The sequence below is a fragment of the Methylobacterium durans genome (assembly GCF_003173715.1).
GTDB classification, from domain to species: Bacteria; Pseudomonadota; Alphaproteobacteria; order Rhizobiales; family Beijerinckiaceae; genus Methylobacterium; species Methylobacterium durans.
Genome location: NZ_CP029550.1, coordinates 6,331,950 through 6,349,734 on the forward strand (window position 1 = coordinate 6,331,950; position 17,785 = coordinate 6,349,734).

At 72.5% G+C, this 17,785-nt stretch carries 11 protein-coding genes and 2 pseudogenes; 7 read left to right on the forward strand and 6 right to left on the reverse strand.

The features are described 5' to 3' along the window. Nucleotides 1-167: 167 nt before the first annotated feature. The 6 genes and pseudogenes from DK389_RS29710 to DK389_RS29735 form a co-directional block, all read right to left on the reverse strand. A pseudogene (locus tag DK389_RS29710) lies at nt 168-1,774 on the reverse strand (sulfite reductase subunit alpha). Continuing rightward, entirely contained in the window at nt 1,771-3,561 is a 1,791-nt protein-coding gene (locus tag DK389_RS29715; protein WP_109895190.1) for a NirA family protein, read from the reverse strand. Before DK389_RS29715 ends, DK389_RS29710 begins: the two are co-directional and overlap by 4 nt. Before the next feature lie 12 nt (nt 3,562-3,573). Further along, on the reverse strand, nt 3,574-4,824 hold the full coding sequence (locus DK389_RS29720) for an NAD(P)/FAD-dependent oxidoreductase (protein WP_109895192.1): 1,251 nt from the start codon (nt 4,822-4,824) through the stop codon (nt 3,574-3,576). A gap of 387 nt (nt 4,825-5,211) precedes the next feature. Then, complete coding sequence (locus DK389_RS29725; protein WP_236960433.1) at nt 5,212-5,424, reverse strand: hypothetical protein; 213 nt, start codon at nt 5,422-5,424, stop codon at nt 5,212-5,214. A gap of 99 nt (nt 5,425-5,523) precedes the next feature. Next, on the reverse strand, nt 5,524-6,549 hold the full coding sequence (locus tag DK389_RS29730) for a CmpA/NrtA family ABC transporter substrate-binding protein (RefSeq protein ID WP_109895194.1): 1,026 nt from the start codon (nt 6,547-6,549) through the stop codon (nt 5,524-5,526). Then, nucleotides 6,546-7,133 carry an ANTAR domain-containing response regulator gene (locus DK389_RS29735; protein WP_109895196.1) on the reverse strand — a complete coding sequence of 196 codons (588 nt, stop codon included), beginning with the start codon at nt 7,131-7,133 and terminating at the stop codon, nt 6,546-6,548. Before DK389_RS29735 ends, DK389_RS29730 begins: the two co-directional genes overlap by 4 nt. Before the next feature lie 212 nt (nt 7,134-7,345). Here DK389_RS29735 and DK389_RS29740 point away from each other — a divergent pair, with 212 nt between their 5' ends. The 7 genes and pseudogenes from DK389_RS29740 (at nt 7,346) to DK389_RS29770 (ending at nt 17,780) form a co-directional block, all read left to right on the forward strand. Next, nucleotides 7,346-7,981, forward strand: a complete 636-nt coding sequence (locus DK389_RS29740; protein ID WP_109895198.1) for a hypothetical protein — start codon at nt 7,346-7,348, stop codon at nt 7,979-7,981. A 200-nt stretch (nt 7,982-8,181) separates the two neighbouring features. Further along, nucleotides 8,182-10,061 (forward strand): annotated as a pseudogene (locus tag DK389_RS29745) (glycoside hydrolase family 15 protein). Between the two features lie 39 nt (nt 10,062-10,100). Beyond that, nucleotides 10,101-12,176: a transketolase gene (gene tkt / locus DK389_RS29750; RefSeq protein ID WP_109895200.1), complete on the forward strand. Its 2,076-nt coding sequence runs from the start codon at nt 10,101-10,103 to the stop codon at nt 12,174-12,176. Between the two features lie 148 nt (nt 12,177-12,324). Then, the gene (locus DK389_RS29755; protein WP_109895202.1) at nt 12,325-15,177 is read left to right on the forward strand and encodes a bifunctional transaldolase/phosoglucose isomerase; all 2,853 of its coding nucleotides are present in this window, start codon (nt 12,325-12,327) and stop codon (nt 15,175-15,177) included. Between the two features lie 125 nt (nt 15,178-15,302). Next, nucleotides 15,303-16,277: a phosphogluconate dehydrogenase (NAD(+)-dependent, decarboxylating) gene (gene gnd, locus DK389_RS29760; protein ID WP_109895204.1), complete on the forward strand. Its 975-nt coding sequence runs from the start codon at nt 15,303-15,305 to the stop codon at nt 16,275-16,277. A 39-nt stretch (nt 16,278-16,316) separates the two neighbouring features. Beyond that, a complete protein-coding gene (gene pgl, locus DK389_RS29765) occupies nt 16,317-17,054 on the forward strand; it encodes a 6-phosphogluconolactonase (RefSeq protein ID WP_194075135.1) in 738 nt (245 codons plus the stop codon). Between the two features lie 297 nt (nt 17,055-17,351). After that, entirely contained in the window at nt 17,352-17,780 is a 429-nt protein-coding gene (locus DK389_RS29770) for a hypothetical protein (RefSeq protein ID WP_109895206.1), read from the forward strand. Nucleotides 17,781-17,785: the final 5 nt, after the last annotated feature.

A 17,785-nucleotide genomic window follows, 5' to 3' on the forward strand; every position in this document is an offset into this window, starting at 1 on the left:
GCGTCTTGCGGCGTTCAGGTGAGCAAGAGTCGGGCCGAGGCGCCCCACCTCTCCCGTCCGGGAGAGGTCGCGTGCGCGTCGGCGCACCGGGTGAGGGGGGCGACCTGTCCGGAAGCCTCGCACCCCTCACCCCAACCCTCTCCCGAACGGGAGAGGGCATGGACCCGTCAGTAGACGTCGGCCTGGTAGCGGCCGGCCTTCTTCAGCGCCGCGAGGTAGGCGACCGCCTCGTCGGGGGCCTTGCCCCCGTGCTCGGCCGCGACGTCGATGATCGCGCGCTCCACGTCCTTGGCCATGCGCTTGGCGTCGCCGCAGACGTAGAAATGGGCGCCGCCCTCGAGCCACTTCCACAACTCGGCGCCGTTCTCGCGCATGCGGTCCTGCACGTAGGTCTTCTCCGCGCCGTCGCGCGACCACGCCAGCGACAGGCGGGTCAGCACCTTGTCGTCCTTCAGCCCGTTCAACTCGTCCTTGTAGAAGAAGTCCGAGGCTTGGCGCTGGTGGCCGTAGAACAGCCAGTTGCGCCCCGGCGCCCGCGTCGCGGCGCGCTCGCGCAGGAAGGCCCGGAACGGGGCGATGCCGGTGCCCGGCCCGCACATGATCACGTCCTTCGAGAGGTCGTCCGGCAGCGCGAACCCGTGCGCCTTCTGCAGGTAGACCTTGACCTTGGTGGTCTCGGCCAGGCGCTCGCCGAGATGGGTCGAGGCGACGCCGAGGCGCAGCCGCGAGCGGTGGTTGTAGCGCACCGCGTCGACGGTCAGCGAGACCCGGCCCGGATCGGCCTTGGGCGAGGAGGAGATCGAGTAGAGCCGCGGCTGCAACTCGTCGAGGGATTCGAGGAACACCTCCGCGTCGGGCCGCGCGCCGGGGAACTTGTGGAGCGCGCCGAGCACATCGAGGAAGGCCGCGTCCCCGTCCGGATCCTCGCCGGCGGCGAGCGCCTGCGCCTTCCTGCGCGCCGGCCCCGAGGTCAGGAGCGAGAGGAGCTGGTAGAGCCCGTCGGGCGCCGCCCCGAGCGCGTAATCGGTGAGCAGCGCCTGCCGCAGGGTCTTTCCCCCGATGATCCGCTCGGGACGGGCGCCGAGCTCGGCGATCACCGCGTCGACCAGCGCCGGGGCGTTGGCCGGGAACAGGCCGAGGGAATCGCCCACCACGTAGTCGATCGGCGTGTCCGTCAGGTCGATCTCGATGTGCCAGGTCTCCTTCTCGCCGCCGGGTGCGTTCAGCCGCGTGCGGGAGACGAAGGTCGCCTCGACCGGGTTCTCGCGGCAGAAGCCGAGCGGCCCGAGCGCGGCCTCCGCTCGCGGGGCGGCCTCGCCGTCCGCAGCGGGCGCCTTGGCCGCGTCCCCGCCCGCGCCGAACTCCTCCTCCAGCTTCTTCAGCATCCGCAGCGTATCCTTGCCGCCGGGCTGGCAGAGGTTCAGCCGCGCCTCGCTCTTCAGGAAGATCGCGTTGGCGTAGTCCGCGCAATTGTAGCCGCACTGGCCGCAATCCTGCTGGGCCATCGCCGCCATCAGCTTCTGCGGCTCCGAGCGGTCCTTCGCCATCTCCATCCGGTCGCCGATGCCGAGCGACGGGTCGTGCCAGGGCGCGTCGCCGTTGTCGGCGAGCGCCGGCCCGCCGCCCGGCACCTCGCCGGGCGCCAGCGCGGTCGCGCCCTCGACCGCCGGGCCGAGGAGCGCCGCGAAGTAGCCGGACAGCCAGGAGCGCTGGTCCGCCGAGAATGGGGCGTTCTCGGGGATCAGGACGAGGGGGGCGTCACGTGCTCGCTCATGCTGCGGCCTTCAGGACGGGCTGGTCTTCGGCCAGCGAACGCAGGGAATCGGGGCCCGTGCGGGCGGTGAAAGCCTGGAAGCTCTCGGACGGACCCTCGCGGCCCGCGAGGTAGGCGCGCAGCAGCGCCTCGACCCGGCCGGGGCAATCGTCGGCCTTCACGGCCTTCCAGATCTCGGTGCCGATCTTCGGGCTGTCGCCGAAGCCGCCGCCGACCACGATGTCGTAGCCCTCGACCGTGTCGCCCTCGTCCGAGACGACGACCTTGGCGCCGATGAGCCCGATATCGCCGATGTAGTGCTGGGCGCAGGAATGGTGGCAGCCGGTGAGGTGCAGGTTCACCGGCACGTCGAGCTCCGTCACGCGCGCCTCGATGTAGTCGGCGATGACGAGGGCGTGGCCCTTCGTGTCGGACGCGGCGAACTTGCAGCCGCGGTTGCCCGTGCAGGCCACGAGGCCCGCGCGGATGCTCGACGCCCGGGTGGTGAAGCCAAGCGCCGCGACCCGGGCCTCGACCTCGGCGACCCTGGCGTCCGGCACGCCGGAGAACAGGAAGTTCTGCCAGACGGTCAGGCGGATCTGCCCGTCGCCGCATTCCCGCGCGATCTCGGCCAGCGCCCGCATCTCGTCGGTCGTCATCTTGCCGACGGGCAGCACCACGCCGACCCAGTTGAGGCCGGCCTGAGCCTGCCCGTGCACGCCGATATGGGCGTAGCGGTCGAAGCCGCCCCGCGGCTTCACGTGGGCGGGATCGACCCGGTCGAGCTTGCGCCCGAGCTTCTCCTCGACGACGGCGAGGTACTTCTCGAAGCCCCAGGCATCGAGGACGTACTTCATCCGGCTCTTGTTGCGGTTCGTGCGGTCGCCGTTCTCGATGAAGACGCGCAGGATCGCGTCGGCGACCCGGTTGCAATCCTCCGGCCTCAGGACGACGCCGGTGTCGCGGGCGAGGTCCCTGTGGCCGGAGATGCCGCCGAGCACGAGGCGCATCCACACACCCGGCGCCACGGCCGCGCCCTCCCTCACCGTGATCGCCTGGAAGCCGATGTCGTTGGTCTCCTCCAGCACCGGCAGGACGCCGCCGCCGTCGAAGGCGACGTTGAACTTGCGCGGCAGGCCGAACAGCGAGCGGTCGTTCAGGATCCAGTTGTGCCAGGACCTGGCGAGGGGGCGCGTGTCGAGGAGTTCCTGCGCGTCGATGCCGGCGACCGGCGAGCCCGTGACGTTGCGGATGTTGTCCGCGCCTGCCCCCCGCGCGGTCAGGCCGAGGTCGATCAGCCCGTCGAGGAAGGGCTGGCCGTGCTCGGGCGTGATCTCGCGGACCTGCAGGTTGGCCCGCGTCGTCACGTGGGCATAGCCGCCGCCATGCGCGTCGGCGAGGTCGGCGATGCCGGAGAACTGCCAATGGTGCAGGATGCCGTTCGGGATGCGCAGCCGGCACATGTAGGAGTTCTGAGCGGGCGCGACCCAGAACAGCCCGTGGTAGCGCCAGCGGAAATTGTCCTCGGGCTTCGGCGCCTTGCCGGTCGCGGCCTCTTCGATCAGCCGGTTGTGGCCCTCGAACGGGTTCTCGGCGCGCTTCCACTTCTCCTGGTCGCAGAGCTTGCCGCCCGCCTTGACGGTCTTCTCCTGCGCCTTGATGTGGATCGCGTCGGGGCCCGTCGGCTCGCTGACCCCGCCCGCGGGCGCCTGCCCGAGGCTGAGGCCGCCGGTCATCCGGGCGGCGGCTATCCCTGAGGCGAAGCCCTCGAGATAGCGCTTCTGCTCGGTGTTGAAGTCTTCAGCCACGAACGGTCTCCGTCACGCTGCGAGGGTCTGGGGCGCCGCCGGGCGCCCGAACATGAGATCGTCGAGATGGGCGCCGACCGGCTCGCCGGAGCGGATCAGGGCCTTGCACCAACCCTGCTCGGCGACGTCGCCGACGAAGACCGCGCCGATCAGCCGTCCGTCCTCCACGAGGAGTTTGCGGTAGAGGCCCGCGCCCGGGTCGCTCAGCACGATCGCCTCGGCGCCCTCCGGCGTGTCGACGACGCCCGCCGAGAAGACGGGGAGGCCCGAGACCTTGAGGCTCGTCGACAGGGCCGTCCCGAGGTAGCTCGCTGCTTCGCCCGCGAGGTGCCGGCTCAGGGCCTCGGCCTGCTCGTAGGCGGGCTCCACGAGCCCGTAGATCTGGCCCCGGTGCTCGGCGCATTCGCCGAGCGCGAAGATCCGGGGGTCGGAGGTCGCCATCCGGTCGTCGACGGTGATGCCGCGGCTCGTGGCAAGGCCCGCCTCCCGCGCGAGGGCCACCGAGGGGCGCACGCCCACCGACATCACCACGAGGTCGGCCGGCAGCACGGTGCCGTCGGAGAGGCGCAGGCGCTCGACCCTGCCCCGGCCCTCGATCGCGGCGGTGTCGGCCTTGAGCCGCACCTTGACGCCGCGGGCCTCCATCGCCCGCCGCACGAGACCGGCCGCCGCGTGGTCGAGCTGGCGCTCCATCAGCCGGTCCATGACGTGGAGCAGCGTGGTGTCGATGCCCCGGCGCGCAAGCCCGACCGCCGCCTCGAGCCCGAGCAGCCCGCCGCCGATGACGATGGCGCGGGCGTGCTCCACCGCCGCCTTGCGGATCGCGGCGACGTCGGCGAGATCGCGGAAGGTGATGACGCCGGGCAGCTCCATGCCGGGCTTCGGCAGCCGGATCGGCGTGGAGCCGACCGCGAGCACCAGCTTGTCGAAGGGCAGGACGTGGGTCTCGCCGACGATCGCGAGGCCGCTCTCCCGGTCGATCGCCGTGACGGGGGCGCCGGTGAGGAGGCGGATGCCGTGGGCCTCGTACCAATCGAGGCCGCGAAAGGCGCAGGCCGCCTCGTCGACCTCGCCGCCGAGCAGCGAGGAGAGCAGGACCCGGTTGTACGCGGCGACGGGCTCGGCCCCGACCACGGTGACGTCGTAGCGGCCCGGTGCGCGCTCCGTCAGACGCTCGAGGAAGCGCAGGGAGGCCATGCCGTTGCCGACGACGACGAGGCGCTCGCGCGCCCCCGCCTCAGGGTCCGTCCGGGAAATCGCCATCGCGTGTCGGGTCTCGTCCTCGGGTGATGGGTGGCGGGCCGTCGGGCGCGAATGAGAAAGCCGCTGCCGATCGTGCCCCGCGGGTGGCACCCGCGAGACGACCGGATCAGCGGCCTCGCTGACGGTGCTGCCCGTCGCCGTTGACGGACCCGGGATGCGGAGCAGGTTCCGTGCCAAGCGCATGCGAATGCCGAGAGCCCTCGATACGCCACCGGGCGGCATTTCGCGGCTCGGTCGGGCATCCCGCACCGCATCGTCCGCGTGCGCTGCACAAAGAACGGGCTTCACGGTGCGCAGGAAGCAGGCAACCGGCGACGCGCACGGATCGGCGCGGGCTCAGCCCAGGCTCGGCCCGAAATCAGATCCGCCGCGGGGGCCGGACCGAGCTCAGATCAGGAGGGAGAGGGCGAGGGCGACCGCCAGCGTCGGGGCCGCGCCGAGCGCGATGGCCCAGCGCCAGAGCTGCGGCGCGCCGGTGCGGTTGTCGTTGGCCGCCCGCGGCGGCGCCGCCCGGACCCGCACGTAGCGTGACAGCTCGACCCGGCTGCGCCTGGGGCGGAGCGCGTGGGAGGGGCTGACGGAGCGGTTGCAGCTGGGCATGGCGCAGATCAACGGGAATCCGGGCTCGGCCGTTCCGCGTACGCTGGGGCACCGTCGCGGTTCGCGCGCCGGTCGCGGATCACCGTTGCGTGAGCGCCCTCAGGCGTCGAGGCCGGCGGCGGCGAGGAGGTCCGGCCGGTAGATGCGCCGGGCCGCCTCGAAGGCGCCGGCGGCACCCGCGCCCACCGGGATCTGGCCGCCCTGCTCCATCTCGGAGACGAGCCAGCGAAGCTGGGCTTCGCCGGGCTCCAGGGCGGGGCGGCCGAGGCGGATGTAGCCGGGCGCGCGGCGGCGCCGGCCGGCGGCGTCGAGGACGATCTCGCCCTCGAGGCAGCGGGCGATCAGCCCCGCATCCTGGCCGAGGGCGGAGCGGGCCGCCAGTCGGTGGGCGAGCTCGGCCCGGTTGCCCGGCTCCGCGCACCACAACCCCGCCCGCGCCACCGCCCGCACCAGCGGCAGGGCGCCCTCGCCGAGGCGGGCCGAGAGGGCGAGCACCTTCTCGGGCGCGTCGGGCACGATCTCGCAAGCGAGCGCCGCGATGCGGCCGATCCCGGCAGCCACCGCCACCCCGTTCCAGGGCGCGCCCGCGCAGAATCCGTCGACGATCCCGCGCGCCAGGGCCTCCACGCTGTGCTGGGGCGGCACGGCGACGAGGCGGACGCTCGACAGGTCGAGGCCGCCCAGCGCCAGGAAGTGGCGGAGCTGATAGGTGTGGCAGGAGAAGGGGTGCACGGTGCCCAGGGTCAGCGGGCGTCCGGCGCGCTTGCGCGCCTCGGCGAGGCCGGCGAAGGCCCGCGCCACGGTGGCGGGCGCGTCGTCGCCGGGCGCCATCGCCCGCCAGAGATCCGCCGAGAGCGTGATGGCGTTGCCGTTGAGGTTGAGGCCGAGCGGCACGACGAGGTCGGCCGGCGGGCCGCTGAGGCCGAGCGCGCTCGCCAGCGCCAGCGGCGCCAGCATGTGGGCCCCGTCGAGGTAGCCGAGCGCCAGCCGGTCGCGCAGCGTCGCCCAGGAGGGCTCGGCCGAGAGGTCGAGGTCGAGCCCCTCCTCCGCCGCGAAGCCGAACTCGGCCGCCGCGATCAGGGGCGCCGCGTCGAGGAGCGGGATGTAGCCGAGATGCAGCCTCATCCGAGCAGATCCGCGGTTGTGACGATGGCGCGGGCGATGTCGGCGATCTTGCGCTTCTCGTTCATGGCCTTGCGGCGCAGCTGCTTGTAAGCCTCGTCCTCGGACAGGCCCTTGAGGCTCATGAGGATGCCCTTGGCGCGCTCGATCAGCTTGCGGTCCGCGAGTTCGCCCCGCGCCTCGGTGAGTTCCCGCTGCAGGCGCGCGAAGGCGTTGAAGCGCAGGATCGCGATGTCGAGGATCGGCTTGATCCGCTCGGGCCGCAGCCCGTCGACGACGTAGGCCGAGATGCCCGCATCGACGGCGGCCTGCATCATGGTGGCGTCCGAGCGGTCGACGAACATCGCCACCGGGCGCTCGACCTGCCGGGAGACGCCGGACATCTGCTCCAATATGTCCCGGCTCGGGCTTTCCAGGTGGATGACCACCACGTCGGGTTGCAGGCTCGCGACCCGGTCCAGCAGGTCTGCGGCATCGGGAATGACGACGACGCGCCCGACCCCGGCCGCGCGCAGGCCCTCCTCGAGGATGGCGGCACGGGCCCGGCTCGGGTCGATCACGGCGACGGTGAGGCTGGATTCGGTCATCGGGGCCCGGTTTGGGGCTTCGTCATGCGGTGGCGGGCGCGGCGGTCCGGCCGCGGCGGTCGCGCGGCGCGGGTTCCGGACGCAAGCCGCGTGCCCCGATCTCCCGAGCCCGATCGTTTACGCGCCGGAAAGCAAACGGCCCCGGTTCCGCCGCAAAGTGGGCGGCATCCTCGGCGCGGTACGGATGAACGGCGAGGTTCGGCGTGAGTCGCATGACGCAGCGTGACCCGATCCCCTCGATGGGTGCCGGCCCGATCTCCGAGCCGGCGCCGGGCGCGGCCCTCCCCTTCCTGCCGACGCTCGTGACCGCCCTCGCCATCGCGGCGCTCTCCCTCGTCTGCCGCGAACCGTCGCAGACGGCGCCGACCCCCGAGCGCGCGCAGGTCTCCTCCGCGCAGATCTCAGCGGCGGCCTCGGCCGTCGAGCCCGCCTTCGTGCCCGTCATCGACGATTTCGCCTTCCACCCGCCGGCCGAGGCCGCCGAGACCGTGCGCCCGCCCGCGGCGCTCGCCTTCGCGCAGGTCTATTGCCTGGTGCCGGCCGAGCCGAGGCTCGCCGCGGCGACCCGCCCCGGCCGCGTGGCGGCCGCGCCCCGGCGCGCGCCCTGCTCCGCCTGCGGCGAGGCCGGCCCGCGGCGCAGCGAGGCTCCGCCCGCCTCGCGGGCCGCCGAGACGCCGGCGGTCGAGCCGGAGACGCAGGAGGACGCGTTCCTGCCGCGCCTCGCCCTGCCCTTCGCGCCGGCAATGCGCGTCGTCGACCGGGCGGTCGACCGCGCCGCCGGCTACGTGCGCACCGGCGCCTCCGCGCTCGGCGGCTCGGTGAGCGTGCTGGTCGACCGGCTACGCTGAGCGCCGGGAGATCGGCTCCCGCCTCGTCGGCGGCAGCGGCCGCGCGATCATCGGATCTTCAGGCGGAGCGCCGGTGCGGCGGCGCGCAATCCCGTGAGCAGGCTGGACCGTGAGGCCGGCCGGACCTACCTGCACCCGATCGCAGCGCGGCCGGCCGCCGGGGGAGGCGCCGCCGCGCCGGGCCGAGCAGGGGAGCCGGAATGGCAGCCAGGATCGAGGATTACGCGCTCGTCGGCGATTGCCGGACCGCCGCCCTGATCAGCCGCGACGGCAGCGTCGACTGGCTGTGCTTCCCGCGCTTCGACGCCTCGGCCTGCTTCGCGGCCCTCCTCGGCACGCGGGACCACGGCTCCTGGCGCCTGGCACCGGCCGCCAAGCACGTCGAGACCAGCCGCCGCTACCGCGACGGCACCCTCATCCTCGAGACCCGCCACAGGACCCGCGACGGCGAGGTTCTCGTCATCGACTACATGCCGGCCGACGACGGCGCGCACCTGATCCGCCTCGTCGAGGGCGTGCACGGCCGGGTCGCCATGCGCATGGATCTGGCGATCCGCTTCGATTACGGCTCGGCCGTGCCCTGGGTCTCGCACAACGAGTGGGGCGACCTTCGCGCGATCTCCGGGCCGCACAAGCTCGTGCTGCGCACCAAGGCCCCCCTGCACGGGGTCGGCCAGACCACCGTCTCGGAATTCACGGTCAAGGCCGGCGAGAGCGTGGCCTTCACCCTGAGCTACGGCGCCTCCCACGAGGAGGACCCGCCGCCGGTCGAGCCCCGCAAGGTGCTGGCGGCCACCGACAGCTTCTGGCGGGACTGGTCGCGCCACTGCGCCTGCGGCACGCCCTGGGACGACATCCTCAAGCGCTCGCTCCTAACGCTGAAGGCGCTGATCTACCTGCCGACCGGCGGGATCGTGGCGGCGCCCACGACCTCGCTCCCCGAGCAGCTCGGCGGCGTGCGCAACTGGGATTACCGGTTCTGCTGGCTGCGCGACTCGACCTTCACCCTGCTCGCCCTGATGGACGGCGGCTTCATCGAGGAGGCCCGCGCCTGGCGAGACTGGCTGCTGCGGGCGGTCGCCGGCAACCCGGAGCAGGCCCACATCCTCTACGGCATCGCGGGCGAGCGCCTGCTGCCCGAGATCGAGCTCGACTGGCTGCCCGGCTACGAGGGCTCGAAGCCGGTGCGGGTCGGCAACGCCGCGGTCGATCAGTTCCAGCTCGACGTCTACGGCGAGGTGTTCGACGCCCTCTACCAAGCCGCGCGCCGCGGCATGTCGGACGATCGCGACGGCTGGCGCGTCGGCCTCGCCCTGATGGATCACCTGGAGAAGGTCTGGAACGAGCCCGACGAGGGCATCTGGGAGGTGCGCGGGGGGCGCAAGCACTTCGTGCACTCGAAGGTGATGGCCTGGGTCGCCGTCGATCGGGCGGTCCGCGCCCACGAGGAGCGTCCGCGCGTCGGCCGCGCCGCCCCCTCGAGCGGTGGCGGGCCCTGCGCGCCCGCATCCACGCCGAGGTCTGCGACAAGGGCTTCGACCCGGAACTCAACAGCTTCGTGCAGTATTACGGCTCGAAGAGGCTCGATGCGAGCCTGCTCCTCATCGCCCATATGGGCTTCCTGCCGCAGGACGACCCGCGGGTCGTCGGCACCGTCGAGGCGATCGGCAAGCACCTGATGCGGGACGGCTTCGTGCTGCGCTACGACACCGAGAACCAGCGGACGGACGGGCTGCCCGGCGGCGAGGGCGCCTTCCTGCCCTGCAGCTTCTGGTACGCGGACAACCTGATCGGCCTCGGACGGTGCGACGAGGCGCGGGCGCTGATCGAGCGTCTGATCGGGGTCTGCAATGACCTCGGGCTGGTTGCGGAAGAGTACGATCCGGAGGAGAAGCGCCTCGTGGGGAACTTCCCGCAGGCTTTCAGTCACGTCGCCCTGGTGAACACCATCCTGAACTACAGCCGCGCCCTGGGGCCGGCCAGGGAACGGGGCGAGGCGCGGGACCGGGAGGCGGCGGCGGAGCGCGGGCACGCGGGCGGCGCGCCGGTCCCTGCCGCAGCGGCGCCGGCCGGCGCCTGACGAACCGACGACGCAGTTTCAGTTTCAGGAAGACCAGACATGAGCGGAGCAGACGCGGGCCCCAAGGCCGCCCTGAGCGAGGTCGAGAAGCTCAGCATCGACACGATCCGGACGCTGGCGATCGATGCGGTGCAGAAGGCGAATTCCGGCCATGCCGGCGCCCCGATGGCGCTCGCGCCCGTCGCCTACACCCTGTGGAACCGCTACCTGCGCTACGACCCGGCACGTCCGCATTGGCCGAACCGCGACCGGTTCGTGCTCTCGGCCGGCCACGCCTCGATGCTGCTCTACGCTCTCCTGCACCTTGCGGGCGTGGCGCGCGAGGATGGCGGCAACGAGCCTGCCGTCTCCCTCGACGACATCAAGCAGTTCCGCCAGCTCGACAGCCGCACGCCGGGCCACCCCGAGTACCACTTCACCACCGGCGTCGAGACGACGACCGGCCCCCTCGGCCAGGGCGTCGCGAACTCGGTCGGCATGGCGATGGGCGGGCGCTTCCTCGGCGAGCGCCTCAACAAGCCGGAGCTGCCGCTCTTCGATTACAACGTCTACGCGATCTGCTCGGACGGCGACCTGATGGAAGGCGTCTCGGGCGAGGCCGCCTCGATCGCCGGGCACCTGCGCCTGTCGAACCTGTGCTGGATCTACGACAACAACACCATCACCATCGAGGGCCACACCGAGCTCGCCTTCGGGGAGGAGGTGGCGACCCGCTTCCTCGCCTATGGCTGGCAGGTGCTGCGGGTGGCCGACGCCAACGACGTGCACGCGATCGCGAGCGCGCTCGAGACCTTCCTGCAATCCTCCGACCGGCCGACGATCATCATCGTCAACTCGATCATCGGCTACGGCGCGCCGAAGAAGCAGAACACCGCCAAGGCGCATTCCGACGCCCTCGGCGAGGACGAGGTCAAGGGCGCCAAACGCGCCTACGGCTGGCCGGAGGACGCCCAGTTCCTCGTGCCCGACGGCGTCGTCCAGAATTTTCGCGATGGGATCGGCGCCCGCGGCGCCGCGCTGTTCAGCCAGTGGGAGGGCTTCCTGAAGGCCGCCAAGGAGGCCGACGCGGAGCATGCCGAGGACGTCACGGCCTTCCTCGAAGGGCGCCTGCCCGAGGGCTGGGACCGCGACATCCCGGTCTTCCCCGCCGATGCCAAGGGGCTCGCCACCCGCGAATCGTCGGGCAAGGTGCTGAACGCCATCGCGCCGCACGTGCCTTTCATGCTCGGCGGCTCGGCCGATCTCGCGCCCTCGAACAAGACCAAGCTCGAATTCGAGGGGGCCGGCACGCTGGCGCCCTTCGAGCCGGGCGGGCGCAACATCCATTTCGGCGTGCGCGAGCACGCGATGGGCTCGATCGTGAACGGCCTCGGCCTCGTGGGCCTGCGCGCCTACGGCGCCACCTTCCTCGTCTTCGCCGATTACATGCGGCCGCCGATCCGCCTCGCGTCGCTGATGGAGCTGCCGATCTTCCACGTCTTCACGCACGATTCGATCGGCGTGGGCGAGGACGGCCCGACCCACCAGCCGGTGGAGCAGCTCCTCTCGCTTCGCGCCATCCCCGGCCTCGTCACCCTCCGCCCGGCCGACGCCAACGAGGTCGCCGAGGCCTACCGGCTGATCTTCTCGCTGAAGAACCAGCCGGCGGTGCTCGCCCTCTCCCGCCAGCCGCTGCCGACCCTCGACCGGGCGCAGTACGCAAGCGCCGCGGGCGTGGCCAAGGGCGCCTACGTGCTGGCCGACAGCGAGGGCAGCCCGGACGTGATCCTGATCGGCTCGGGCTCCGAGGTGCAGCTCTGCGTCTCCGCCTACGAGACCCTGAAGGCGGAAGGGGTGAAGGCGCGCGTCGTCTCGATGCCCTCCTGGGACCTGTTCGAGCGGCAGGATCAAGCCTACCGCGAGAGCGTCCTGCCCCCCGACGTGCTCGCGCGCGTCGCCGTCGAGCAGGGCTCGGTGATCGGCTGGGACCGCTACGCGGGCTCGTCCGGCGCCATCATCGGCATGCACACTTTCGGCTCCTCGGCCCCGCTCAAGGACCTCCTGAAGAAGTTCGGCTTCACGCCGGACAAGGTCCTGGAGGCCGCCCGCGATCAGGCGCGGCGGCACAGGCGCTGACGGACGGCTGCTCCCGCGCGGCCATCATCCGCGCGGGGGTGGCGAAGACGGTATCGCCGCGCTCCCTGCGGCGCCAAACCCCCATCACCCGTGCCTCCCCGCGTGAGGGGGAGGCGGGTTTCGGTTCAGACTGCAAGGATCGATCGGCATGAACGCGCTCAAGGCCCTTCACACCGAACAGGATCAGGCCGTCTGGCTCGATTTCGTGGCCCGCGGCTTCATCGCCGAAGGCAAGCTGAAGGCGCTGGTCGAGGAGGACGGCCTGCGCGGCGTCACATCGAACCCGGCGATCTTCGAGAAGGCGATCGGCGCCTCGAACGAGTATGACGGCTCCCTCAAGACCGTCCAGGAGGCCGGCGACCAGCGCGTCATCGACCTCTACGAGGGGCTCGCCATCGAGGACATCCGGAACGCGGCCGACGTGCTGCGCCCGGTCTACGAGGCGAGCGACGGGGCCGACGGCTACGTCAGCCTCGAGGTTTCCCCCTACCTCGCCCTCGACACCGAGGCGACGCTCGCCGAGGCGCGGCGCCTGCACAAGGCGGTCTCCCGCGACAACCTGATGGTGAAGGTGCCGGCGACGCCGGAGGGATTGCCGGCGATCCGCCAGCTCACCGCCGAGGGCATCAGCATCAACATCACGCTCCTGTTCTCGCAAAGCGTCTACGAGGCAGTGGCCCGCGCCTTCATCGAGGGCCTGACCGAGCTCGACCGCAACGGTGGCGACATCTCGCGGGTGGCGAGCGTGGCGAGCTTCTTCATCAGCCGCATCGACTCGGCCGTCGACAAGGCGCTCGACGAGAAGATCGCGGCCGCCAACGACCCGGACGAGAAGGCAGCGCTGGAAGCGCTGAAGGGCAAGGTCGCAATCGCCAACGCCAAGCTCGCCTACCAGAGCTACAAGTCGATCTTCGCCGCGCCCGAGTGGCAGAGGCTCGCCGAGAAGGGCGCCAAGGCGCAGCGCCTGCTCTGGGCCTCTACGGGCACCAAGAACAAGGCCTATTCCGACGTGCTCTACGTCGAGGAACTGATCGGCCCGAACACCGTCAACACCATGCCGCCGGCCACGATGGACGCCTTCCGCGATCACGGGACGGTGCGGGCCACGATCGAGGAGGACGTCGCGGGCGCCCGCGCCGTGATGGAGCGTCTGGCGCGCGCCGGGATCGACATCGAGGCGGTGGGCCGGCAGCTCGTCGAGGAGGGCGTGCAGCTCTTCATCGACGCGGCCGACAAGCTCCTCGGCGCGGTCGCCGAGAAGCGGGCGACCCTGCTCGGCGCCCGCCTCGACGGCCAGACCCTCGGCCTCGCCGACGGGCTGAAGGCGGAGGCCGCCAAGGCCGTCGAATCGTGGCGCGCCAGCGGGGCGATCCGCCGGCTCTGGGCGCATGACCGGACCGTCTGGTCGAACGCCGACGAGGATCGCTGGCTCGGCTGGCTGCGCATCGTCGAGGACGAGCTCGCGAAGGCCGGCGACTACGCCGCCTTCGCCACCTGGGTGAAGGGACGCGGCTTCACGGACGCCGTGGTTCTCGGCATGGGCGGGTCGAGCCTCGGGCCCGAAGTGCTCGCCGAGACCTACGGCCACCGCGAGGGCTTCCCGCGCCTTCGCATCCTCGATTCGACGAATCCGGACGAGGTCCGCGCGGTCGAGGCCGCCGTGAACTTGCCCTCGACGCTCTTCATCGTGGCGAGCAAGTCGGGCTCGACGCTGGAGCCCAACGTCTTCCGCGACTACTTCCTCGCCCGCATGAAGGAGGTCGTCGGCGAGCAGGCCGGCTCCCACTTCGTGGCGGTCACCGATCCCGGCTCCGCGATGGAGAAGGCGGCGAAAGACGACCGCTTCGAGAAGATCTTCTACGGCGTGCCGCAGATCGGCGGGCGCTACTCCGTGCTCTCGGCCTTCGGCCTCGTGCCGGCCGCCGCCATCGGCATCGACGTCGCCGAGTTCCTCGGGATCGCCCGCGTCATGGTCCGCTCCTGCGGGCCGGCGGTGCCGCCCGCGCAGAACCCGGGCGTGCTGCTCGGCACGGCGCTCGGCCAGGCGGCCGTGACGGAGGGGCGCGACAAGGTCACGCTGATCGCCTCGCCGGCGATTGTCACCTTCGGCGCCTGGGCCGAGCAGCTCATCGCGGAATCGACCGGCAAGCAGGGCCTCGGCCTGATCCCGATCGACGGCGAGCCGGTCGACGTGCCGGCCGTCTACGGGCGCGACCGCTTCTTCGTGTACCTGCGCCTCGACGGCTTCGCCGACGCGCAGCAGGACGAGGCGGTGCGCAACCTAGAGCGCGAGGGGCACCCGGTCGCCCGCATCACCCTCGACACGGTCGAGCAGCTGCCGCAGGAATTCTTCCGCTTCGAGATGGCGACCGCGGTGGCGGGCGCGGTGATCGGCATCAACCCGTTCGACCAGCCGGACGTCGAGGCGAGCAAGATCGAGACGAAGAAGCTGTTCGCGGCGGCCGAGGAGAGCGGGGCGCTGCCGCCCGAGACACCGCTCTTCGAGGACGACACGATCGCCCTCTACGCGGACCCGGCGAATGCGGAAGCGCTCCCCGAGGCGCGCGAGGGCCTGGAGGCGGGTATCCGCGCCCAGCTCGCGCGCGTGCGGGACGGCGATTATCTCGCGCTGCTCGCCTACGTGCCGCGCAACGCCGACACCTTCGGCATCCTGCAGGCGCCCCGGGTGCGCCTGCGCGACGCGCGCCGCGTGGCGACCTGCCTGGAATTCGGGCCGCGCTTCCTGCACTCGACGGGGCAGGCCTACAAGGGCGGGCCCGATACCGGCGTCTTCGTCCAGATCACGGCCGATCCGGCGCAGGGTCTCGCGATTCCCGGACGCAAGCTCGGCTTCGGCACGGTGGTTGCGGCGCAGGCCCGCGGCGACTTCGCGGTGCTCGCCGAGCGCGGGCGCCGGGCGCTCCGGGTCCACATCAAGGGCGGCGACGTGGCCGCGGGATTGAAGCGCATCGCCGCGGCGATCGAGGCGACGCTGGCCTGAGCGGTGACGGCACGCCTCTCCCGTTCGGGAGAGGCGATCGAGATCGGATCTCGCGCGGGCGCGAGCCGGCGGGCGGACGGGAAACCCCACGGCCCTGTCACGAGGGCGGCAACCGGAGAGCGGCCATGCAACTCGGGATGATCGGCCTCGGCCGGATGGGCGGCAACATCGTGCGGCGGCTGCTGGGCGCCGGCCACACGGCCGTGGTGTTCGATCAGAACCCGAAGGCGGTGGCCGCCCTCGTCGAGGCGGGCGCGACCGGAGCCGACAGCCTGGAGGATCTCGTCGCCAAGCTCGATCTGCCCCGCGCTGCCTGGGTGATGCTGCCGGCGGGCGAGATCACGGAAGCGACGGTGCGGAGCCTCGGCACCCTGATGCAGGCCGACGACGTGATCATCGACGGCGGCAATTCCTTCTTCAAGGACGATCTGCGCCGGGCCGCCGCCCTGCGCGACAAGGGCATCCACTACGTGGACGTCGGCACCTCGGGCGGCGTCTGGGGGCTGGAGCGCGGCTATTGCATGATGATCGGCGGCGACGCCTCCGCGGTCGGACGGCTCGACCCGATCTTCGCGACCCTGGCGCCGGGCCTCGGCGACGTGCCCCGCACCCCCGGCCGCGAGGGCCGCGACCCCCGCGCCGAGCAGGGCTACATCCACGCGGGGCCGAGCGGGGCCGGCCATTTCGTGAAGATGGTCCACAACGGCATCGAGTACGGCCTGATGCAGGCCTACGCCGAGGGCTTCGACATCCTGAAGCACGCCGGCTCCAAGGATCTGCCCGAGGGGCAGCGCTTCGATCTCGACATCGGCGACATCGCCGAGGTCTGGCGCCGCGGCAGCGTGGTCTCGTCCTGGCTCCTCGACCTGACCGCCCAGGCGCTCGCCGGCGACGAGCAACTCGACGCCTTCTCGGGCTTCGTCGCGGATTCCGGGGAGGGGCGCTGGACGCTGAACGCCGCGATCGAGGAATCGGTGCCGGCCAACGTCCTGTCGGCCGCCCTCTACGCCCGCTTCCGCTCCCGCGAGCACGCGAGCTTCGCCGACAAGCTGCTCTCGGCCATGCGCAAGGGCTTCGGCGGGCACGTGGAGCCGACATAGGCCGGCCGGCGCCGGATCGATCCCGACAGGAGTCCCGCCATGACGATCCCCCTGCCCCCCGGTGCCCACATCCTGGCCGATGCGGAGGCGGTCGCGCGGGCAGCGGCGGATCGTCTCGTGGCCGTGTGCGCCGACGCACCGGGCGACCGGATCGCGATCTGCCTCTCCGGCGGCTCGACGCCGAAGCGCCTCTACGCCCTGCTCGCCGGGCCCGATTACGTCGACCGGGTGCCGTGGGCGCGCGTCCACTGGTTCTTCGGCGACGACCGGGTGGTGCCCTGGGACGATCCCTTGAGCAACGTGCGCATGGCCCGCGAGGCCTTCGGCCACGGCGTGCCGATCCCGGCGACCCATCTGCACTTCATCCCCTCCGACCTCGGGGCCGAGGCGGGCGCGCGTGCCTACGCGGAGACGCTCCGGGACTTCTACGGGGCGGAGAGCCTCGACCCCGCCCGCCCGCTCTTCGATCTCGTCCTGCTCGGCCTCGGCGAGGACGGCCACACCGCCTCCCTCTTTCCCGGCAAGCCGGCGCTCGGCGAGGCGAGCGCCTGGGCCGCCCCCGTGCCGGAGCCCGGGATGGCGCCCTTCGTGCCGCGCATCACCCTCACCTACCCGGCGCTCGCCGCCTCCCGCTGGGTGCTCTTCCTGGTGACGGGGGCGGGCAAGCGCGACCCGCTGCGCCGGCTCGCGGCGGGCGAGGCCCTGCCGGCCTCGCGCGTGACGAGCGCGGGGCAGGTAGCCTGGCTGATCGACGAGGCGGCGGCCGAGGCCGGATGATCAGGCCGGACGGGTTGCCGGGGGAAGCGGCCGGAGGGCGCCGCCCCCGCTCGCCCGGACCGAAGCTGCAACTGCCGGCGCGATCGAAAACGGTTGCACAGCCATGACTTGTGCGCCCGCACCGGTCCGTCGCGGCGTGCCATAATTTCGCCGCAGGTTACCGGGCTCCGTTCCGGTCCGGGCATCTCGCCCGGCATCCGGGAGACGCCGCATGGCGCGCGCAGTGGGAGGCGTGGACCTCGCCCGATCCGTCGACAGCGCGGCGCGGCCCTCGGCGCGCTGCGCCGGGGCCGCTTCGTGCCGGGCCCCCTGCGCAGCGTGCGCCGGCGGCGCGGCCCGAGCGCGGCCGCGGGCGCCCTCCTCGGCGGTCTCGTCGGGGTCGCGTTGCTGGCGGCCTTCAGCCTGCCCCTCGTCTTCGCCCGCGGCCCGGCGACGCCCGTATCCGCGCCGGCCAAGGCCGTGCGCGCCGAACCCGTCGCGGCGCCCCAACCGCCCTCCGACCGCCGCGCCGAAATCCCCGCCGCCGTGCCGGACGCGGCGGCCCCGCCCCCGTCTCCCGTCGAGGCGGCCGCCCGCCCGCCCGCGTCCCTCGACCTGCCGGCCCTGCAGGAGATGGCGGCCGAGATCGACCCGGAGCCCGCCTACGCCCCCCCGCCGAAGCCGGCCCAGCGCAAGCCGCTTCCTCCGAAGCGGCCGCCCGCGAGCGTCGCCCGGGCCGCGCCCTGAGGCGC

Coding starts and splice junctions, on each gene's coding strand:
- DK389_RS29720 (WP_109895192.1), bottom strand. CDS start 4,824: ATGGCGATTTCCCGGACGGACCCTGAGGCGGGGGCGCGCGAGCGCCTC.
- DK389_RS29725 (WP_236960433.1), bottom strand. CDS start 5,424: ATGCCCAGCTGCAACCGCTCCGTCAGCCCCTCCCACGCGCTCCGCCCC.
- DK389_RS29730 (WP_109895194.1), bottom strand. CDS start 6,549: ATGAGGCTGCATCTCGGCTACATCCCGCTCCTCGACGCGGCGCCCCTG.
- DK389_RS29735 (WP_109895196.1), bottom strand. CDS start 7,133: ATGACCGAATCCAGCCTCACCGTCGCCGTGATCGACCCGAGCCGGGCC.
- DK389_RS29740 (WP_109895198.1), top strand. CDS start 7,346: ATGACGCAGCGTGACCCGATCCCCTCGATGGGTGCCGGCCCGATCTCC.
- tkt (WP_109895200.1), top strand. CDS start 10,101: ATGAGCGGAGCAGACGCGGGCCCCAAGGCCGCCCTGAGCGAGGTCGAG.
- DK389_RS29755 (WP_109895202.1), top strand. CDS start 12,325: ATGAACGCGCTCAAGGCCCTTCACACCGAACAGGATCAGGCCGTCTGG.
- gnd (WP_109895204.1), top strand. CDS start 15,303: ATGCAACTCGGGATGATCGGCCTCGGCCGGATGGGCGGCAACATCGTG.
- pgl (WP_194075135.1), top strand. CDS start 16,317: ATGACGATCCCCCTGCCCCCCGGTGCCCACATCCTGGCCGATGCGGAG.